The organism is uncultured Methanobrevibacter sp. (genome assembly GCF_937898925.1).
Taxonomy (GTDB): domain Archaea; phylum Methanobacteriota; class Methanobacteria; order Methanobacteriales; family Methanobacteriaceae; genus Methanobrevibacter.
In genome coordinates this window covers 1-7,541 of sequence record NZ_CALDKF010000018.1, presented here as the reverse complement: position 1 = coordinate 7,541, position 7,541 = coordinate 1, and the positions used below count along the sequence as shown (strand labels likewise).

Annotated in this window: 5 protein-coding genes and 1 pseudogene; 4 read left to right on the top strand and 2 right to left on the bottom strand. The window is 31.4% G+C overall.

Going from position 1 to position 7,541, the window contains the following annotated elements:
* Positions 1-1,924: pseudogene (locus Q0409_RS01465) on the top strand (hypothetical protein); the annotation flags it as partial.
* 405 nt (positions 1,925-2,329) lie between these two features.
* On the opposite strand, the gene Q0409_RS01460 reads toward Q0409_RS01465, so the two are convergent.
* Together Q0409_RS01460 and Q0409_RS01455 are read right to left on the bottom strand one after the other, a co-directional pair.
* Positions 2,330-2,713: a hypothetical protein gene (locus Q0409_RS01460; RefSeq protein ID WP_298534316.1), complete on the bottom strand. Its 384-nt coding sequence runs from the start codon at positions 2,711-2,713 to the stop codon at positions 2,330-2,332.
* Positions 2,714-2,753: 40 nt separating this feature from the next.
* Positions 2,754-3,695: a cysteine peptidase family C39 domain-containing protein gene (locus Q0409_RS01455; protein WP_298534314.1), complete on the bottom strand. Its 942-nt coding sequence runs from the start codon at positions 3,693-3,695 to the stop codon at positions 2,754-2,756.
* Between the two features lie 454 nt (positions 3,696-4,149).
* Between Q0409_RS01455 and argB the strand changes: the two genes are divergently transcribed.
* From argB to Q0409_RS01440, 3 genes are all read left to right on the top strand, one after another.
* Positions 4,150-5,028, top strand: a complete 879-nt coding sequence (gene argB, locus Q0409_RS01450; RefSeq protein ID WP_298534311.1) for an acetylglutamate kinase — start codon at positions 4,150-4,152, stop codon at positions 5,026-5,028.
* Positions 5,029-5,135: 107 nt separating this feature from the next.
* A complete protein-coding gene (locus tag Q0409_RS01445; RefSeq protein WP_298534309.1) occupies positions 5,136-5,501 on the top strand; it encodes a hypothetical protein in 366 nt (121 codons plus the stop codon).
* A 166-nt stretch (positions 5,502-5,667) separates the two neighbouring features.
* The coding region (locus Q0409_RS01440) for a C1 family peptidase (RefSeq protein ID WP_298534306.1) at positions 5,668-7,541 on the top strand (1,874 nt) is incomplete at its 3' end.

Genomic DNA, 7,541 nt, shown 5'->3' with positions numbered 1-7,541 from the left:
TATGTTGAATCAATCATTATCAAAAAAGGTTGCTGCTAATAGAAATTTAACAATTTCTTATTCCAATTTGTTAAATAATAAACCTCCGGCTAACAGATTCAAATATAATGGTTTGAATTATAATTTCACTCAATACTGGGAAAATAGTGTTACTGGTGAAATTTTTAAACAAGGTAGAGGCTGTGATCAGGTATTTTTACCTACTGGATATAATTATACCGTTGTCTTAACTGCTCAGTATGAAACTTATGAAGATACTTTTGTAAATATTTCTTATATCGTTAAAGACAGTTCTGGTGATGATGTAAATATAACTGAAACCTATAATATACCATACCCTGGTTCTTTTTATGAAGTATTTGTATCTAAAAATAATTTTACCAATCTGAATAAAACATATAAGGGATACACTCTTGATGGTTATGAGTATTACTTAGATCATTGGGAAGATGGTGACGGTAATGTGGTAGATTCCACTAAAAGTTATAACCATGGATATACTGGAGAGAATTACACTGTAACTTATAAGGCAATCTATAAGGCTAAAGGAAATCCATCTAATATTACTGTTAAATTAGTTGGTTTAAAAGATATAAATGGTAATGATGTCAATTCTGAATTAACTAACAAAATTGACCCTGGTGTTACATGGATTATTCATTACGCTATGTTTGAAGATGAAATAGACAGATATAAAACATATGATGCTAATGGAATTCATTATACATTTAAACATCTCTTAGATCCTGAAGGTGTACCAATCACTGATCCAGAAAGTTATGAAAGAACTTTAAAACCTAATGGAACAGATTATACTGTAGTTTATACTGCAGTTTATGATGAAGAAGTTATTGGTAATTTCACTTTAATCTACACTGATAAGTTTGGTCATGGTAGTGGTAGTTGGAGTAGTATAAACAATTATGGTGTTGACTTTACACACACTTTCAGAACTCCTGCGGATCTTCCATCTGGCGCAGTATTTTTATACTGGGAAAGAGAAGATACCAAGGAAAAATATTATCCAAATTCTTCTGACCAATACCAATATACTATTACATATAAAGAATTTGCTGGTAAAGATGTAAAAGTTTATGTAAATGCTGTCTATGACCTTAAGACTAGTATTGAACTTGAAGAGATTACTGGCTATGTTGGTGATGTTGTAGATATTGTAGCTAAAATCACTGAGAATGTTAATAATACTCTTGTTCCTACAGGCGGAACTGCTACTTTAACTATTGATTACAGCAACAAGCTTAGCAATGGTTTATTAGGTGCAAGTACTTACACTCAGACTGTTGAAGTAGTTGATGGTCAAGCTGTATTCAAGGATGTTAAACTTGAAAATCCTGGTACTTACGCTTATAAAGTAGAATATAGTGGATATGAATATAATCAACATTCTGAAGGAATTAACGACTATCTTTCTTCTGAAGCAGAATCTAAACTCAATATTTTACCATTAAACACTACAACCACTAGTGAAGATGTTTCTGGTACAGTCGGTGATAAGAAAGATATTACCGCGGATATCGTTGATCAAAATGGTGACCCTGTACAAAACGGTACAGCTGTCTTAAAAGTTAATGGTAAAGAATACACTGCTGAAGTAAAAGATGGAAAAGCTGTATTTGAAGGTGTTGAATTAACTGAAAACACCACTGCTACTATTGAGTATTTAGGAAACGATTATTATAATCCTTCCAATACCACTATTCAAATTACTGTAACCGCTCCTGAGGAACCAGAAGAACCTGAGGAACCAGTAGATGAACCTGTGGATGAGCCTGAAGAAGAACCTTCCACTCCTGTAGCAGAAAAAGCTGTTCCTGTAATGCCTGCAGCTGGTAACCCAATTGCTTTAGTAGTTGTTGCTTTATTAAGCTTAGTTTCAACTGTCTCTTTCGGACGTAAAAAATAAATTTTTAGAAGATTAATTTCTTCTATTTTTATTTTTTTTTAAAAATTATCTTTTTATTTTTTTATTTTTTTTAAATTCTTTTTTGTACTATTTTTAACTATTTTTAAAGATCATTTTTTTCTATTGACTTTACTTGATATTTTTTATGAAAATTTTGCTAATAAATTTCATTCAATTTAATTAAATAGGTGATTGATTATTTGAGAAGTATTATTAATTTTTATTAATTTAAAAAAAGGTTACTTTAATTAAATGATATGTAACTATTATTTTTAATTTGATGTATATCTCTATCTACATATCTTAATATATATTCTATAAAAAAAGAAAAAATAGTATAAATAGAATAAATCAAAATTAGTTTATTCCATTTATTTTAAAAAAATTCTAATTGATTAAATTAGATTAGACTTCAGTTGCATTCACTACATCATAATAAAATGCATCCGGCTCTTCAGATAGTTCTTTTGTGAATTTAAGCTCGAATTTACCATCTTTTGTAGAGTCTATTTTAGAGTCATAACTGTCTAAAAGATCATTTCCCTTATAGAAATTTACCTTGATTTCAATATTCTTATAGTCCTTCCCATTAACAGACTTTATGCTTTGGCTGAATGAATACTCATTCTTGTCTGCATTCCAGCTTGTTGTTGGTTCGATTGAATAATCAAAGAGGTCTGTATATGCTGAACTTTCTGGAATGAAAGTATTGGAAAGTGCTAAAAAGGCCCCAATGGCAACTACTGCAACGATTATTGCAATCATGACTATTGTAATTTTCTTATCCATGCTTAAGCTCCTTAATATTTTTTATATTTTCTCCATAAATTTACTTTTTGATTTTAGCGCTTGTCATTGCATCATCAGATACAAAATAATACTTGTAAATAGGCTCTTTTACTTTGTATTTTCCCCAAACAGCATGATATCCCTTAACATAAACCCATTGGGTAAATGATACATGACCTCCAACCACTTTTGGTCTTAAAATCCAACCGTACTTTTGTCTCCAACCGTATTTCCAAACTATTCTATAACCAACCACCTTCTTTTTCAAACCTTTTCCAGAAATCTTGAGGCATTGATCTTTATTTAGAATAGTCATTTGATTAGTGATCAAGTCATTCTTCAAGTCATTTAGACTATTATTGGCGAGGATGATTGCTTTTTTGGAAAAGTATGAATTGAATTCATCAATTGTGAAGTTAATGTTTCCTTCAGTTGAATCAGCTAAAAATATATGAGTGTCTGTTACCTTGCTTATTACTGTCCAATGCTCACATCCATTGATGTTTAAATGAATTATGTTGTTTTCCTTAAGGCTTTTGGTGTCAACTTCAACTCCATAAGCGCTGAAGCCATAGTATTTTGCAGCATCAATCAAGGATTGCATGCTTGTTCCATTCAAGCTTGTGTTTGTATGTTTGGACACCTCATTTAAGTTGAGATTAAGCCCATTTCGGTTTAATGCAGTTGCAAGAGATGCAGGTCCACAACTGTAATTGTCATTTGCCATAACAACTCCTGTTGTGTCCTTTTGCTTTTCTTCAACTATTTCATCGATAGTTTCTGTTTCCGTTTGCGCTGTTTTTTCCATTTCATCAGATTCAAGATTATCAATATCTGAACCATTCAATTGATTTAAACTTAAATCATTATGGATTGTATCATTAATTTCCATTGAATCGGTATCGCTTGCTGAGATTTGGCCGATTATTAAAAACAATGATACGATGCATATGATTAAAATGCTTCTATTTATTTTCATCATTATTTTTCTCCTATTTTTTTAACTTAGCTTTCGAAAATGGATTAAAAGCAAATCATGATTTAAAGGTTAAAATTAATTCAAGTATAGTAAACTTATTATAAATCTTTTATTTTGTAAACTATTTATTATAAATAGTTTATTTTTGATATAAATTGATTTCCTTTTAAAACTAAGTTAATTTTTAATTTAAAATAGGATATATTTAAATTTAAGCATTTTTAAAGTTTATTTTTCTATTTTAATTGTAATATGTTCTTTAAATTGGAATTTACGAACTAATATCAATTTTATAATGATTTAGTAATTCTTCAAATGTTCTATTCCCTTATCCAATGATATTTTTATATAGTATTATAAACAAATTTATCAATTGATATTTTATTTAAGAAAATTTTTTACAAATTTTAAAGAAAATTTAAAAATTTATATTTATTGATTTATTTATGTGATTGAAATGGAAAGAGTAAATATTTTGGTAGAGGCGCTACCTTACATTAAACAGTTTTACAATAAAAAGGTCATGATTAAGTACGGAGGCCATGCTATGGTGGATGATGAGGCAATGGCTTCTACAGCACGAGATACTGTATTATTGAAATATGTTGGAATGCAACCTATAGTTGTTCATGGAGGAGGCCCTGAAATTACCAGATCCATGAAGAAATTAGGAAAGGAACCTAAATTCATCAAGGGATTAAGGGTAACTGATGAGGAAACCATGAGCATTGTAAAAATGGTTCTTGTAGGTAACATCAATACAGATATCGTATCTCAAATCTGCTTGCATGACGGTAAAGGTGCTGGATTGTCTGGTAAGGACAATAAGCTTATTGAAGCATGCAAAAAGATTCATAAGATAAAGGATGAGGAAACCGGTGAGATTGAAGAGATTGATTTAGGTTTGGTTGGTGAAATCAAAAGAATCAATCCTGAAATTCTTGAAATGTACACTGAAAACGATTTCATTCCAGTTGTTTCCCCTATTGGAATTGCTGAAGACGGCACTACATTGAACCTTAATGCAGACACTGTAGCTGGTGCAATAGCTGGTGAAATGGATGCAGAAAAGCTAATCATTTTAACTGACGTTCCTGGTGTCTTAAGAGACCCAAGCGATCCTTCAACCTTAATTCAAAGAATTCATGTTGATGAGATTCCTGCTCTTGTAGAAGAGGGAATCATCTCTGGAGGTATGATTCCTAAGATTGAAACCTGTATTGATGCATTAAACAATGGAGTCAAATCAGCACATATCTTGGATGGAAGAATCAAACATACCTTGCTTCTTGAAATCTTTACAAAAGAAGGTATTGGAACTATGATTTACAAGTAAATGATTCCATTTGCTTTTTCTTAATTTTTTTTACTTTTTTTTATTTTTTTCATTTCATTTAATTTTATTCATGATTGGACTGAATTTCATCTTTAAGGGGTGATTTGATGGATAACAATAAAGTTTTAATAATATGTTTAACCGTAATAGTCGTTTTAGGCATTTTTCTTGGGGCATTTTACATTATGAACTCCAATAATTCAAATGACATGTCTGACAATAGCGATTTGAACTTGTCTGATGTAAGCGAAGACAACAGTTCTGAGATAAAAAAGGCATACATGGATTCTGATTCCCAACCAGCTAAGCATTATGATGATTGGCAGAAGGATTATGAAACCGGATTGTATGATGAGTATGGAGACCCTATTTACCGTTCCGTATTTTCCACTTCCGGTGGTCAGTATGATCCTGGAATATATGAAGCTTACTGGTCTTCAAATGGACCTATCAATGAAACAAGGATAGGTTAATACTTAAAATTCTTTTTTATTATTTATTTCTATTTTTCTCTTCTTTCTTATTCTTTTTAGTATATTTTTGTTCATTTTTTTAGCATATTTTTTCAATTTCTTTCCTATTTATTATTTATATAATAAAAAATATAGTATTATTATAATAAATTATTGGAGAATAAAAATGCATAAAACTCATTATAAACTTCTTGTTTGTTTGATGATTTTCCTTTGTTTAATTGTCATTCCAACATCATTCGCAGCAGATGCTGATGCATATTCAATGGATGATTCTATCATCTATGAAGATTCATTGAATTTTGCTGATGATGAGATTTCATTAGAATCAGTTGATGTTGAGGATGATGTCTTAGATAGCAGTGCATCAAATGACATTCTTTCTGCAGATTACTATTTTGACAGCAATGCTTCAAAAGATGGAAATGGGACAAAAGGAAATCCATACAAATATCTAAACGGTTCCAGAATAAACAACAATTCTGTAATTCATTTAGCTAATGGAGTTTATAGTGTAGCTTTGCCTCAGGATGTCAATAATGTAAAGATAATCGGACAAGATGCCAGTCAGACAATCATTAGGAATATTATGAAGAAGGCATTTAATGCATATGGAACTTTCACTCTAATAAATCTCACTTTAAATGGTGCTGAAATCTATAATTACGGTAAAATAAACGCTTCAAATGTAATATTCACTAACGGAGATGGGCAATTAGGTGCAAATAACGATGCTTATGGTGGAGCTATTTATTCCAAAGGAATTTCCTATTCTGTTTATTTGAATAATTGCAGTTTCTATAAGAATTCCGCAAGATATGGTGGAGCTATCTATTCTAGTTCCAGCACAGTAAAAATAACAAATTGCAGATTCTTTAATAATTCTGCAAGTGTTGGCGGTGCCATTTATGCATATGGCACCAATCTGGAAATCACCAATTGTGAATTTATCGATAACAATGCAAGTGTTGGTGGGGCTTTAACATTATTGGATTCCAGTTCTAAAATAAGCAATTTAACTGGAATCAACAACACTGCAAGCAATGATGGCGGTGTAATCTATCAGATGTATGGAAATCTAACTGTTTCCAAATCCACTTTCCTATCAAATAATGCTAGAAACGGAGCAGGAATATCTGTAGTTGGCACTAAAACCCTTTCAATAACCAACAATACATTCATCAACAATTCTGCAATGGGATATGCTGGAGCAGTATATTATCTTTTCAACAACAAAAGCAGTTTAGACAATTTCTATGAAAACAACACCGCATCAGATTCTCTTTACGCTAATCTTTATAACACTTCCCATTTTGATTTCATAATCCAAGATAATGACTATGCAATGTATGCTTATAATTTAAGCAATGGAAGCTTGCCAAGCAATTACAGTTCTGTATCCAAAGGTTATGCGACTTCCATTAAAAGGCAAGCTGGAGGAGGCAATTGTTGGGCTTTTGCTACAATTGCAACCTTGGAATCCTGTATTCTAAAAGCCACTGGAGCATCCCCTAATGATATTGACTTGTCAGAAGAAAACATGAAAAACATTGCTGAGCTTTATTCGGTTTACGGCTGGGATGCGGAAACCAATGAGGGAGGATATCCTGATATGGCTTTAGGATACCTTTTAAGTTGGTTAGGGCCAGTCAATGATTCTGATGACAAGTATAATTATGCAAGTGTTTTATCTCCAGTCTTATCAAGCATAATGCATGTTCAGAATGTTTTATACCTAAAAAGAGATAGCTATACTGATAATGATATGATTAAACGAGCTATTATGGATTATGGGGCTGTTTTTACTTCAGTAAGAATAAAAGATGAAAAACACAATCCTCTTTATGTAGATAGTCCTGAAATTGGTTATTATCTTTATTATAATGGTACTAACAGAACTTGTGACCATGCAGTAAGCATCGTTGGATGGGACGATAATTTAGAGATACCTGGTGCTCCTGATAAAGGGGCTTGTATAATGAAAAACAGGTGGGGGGACTGGGGAAAGAATCATGGTTATTTCTATGTTTCATATTATGA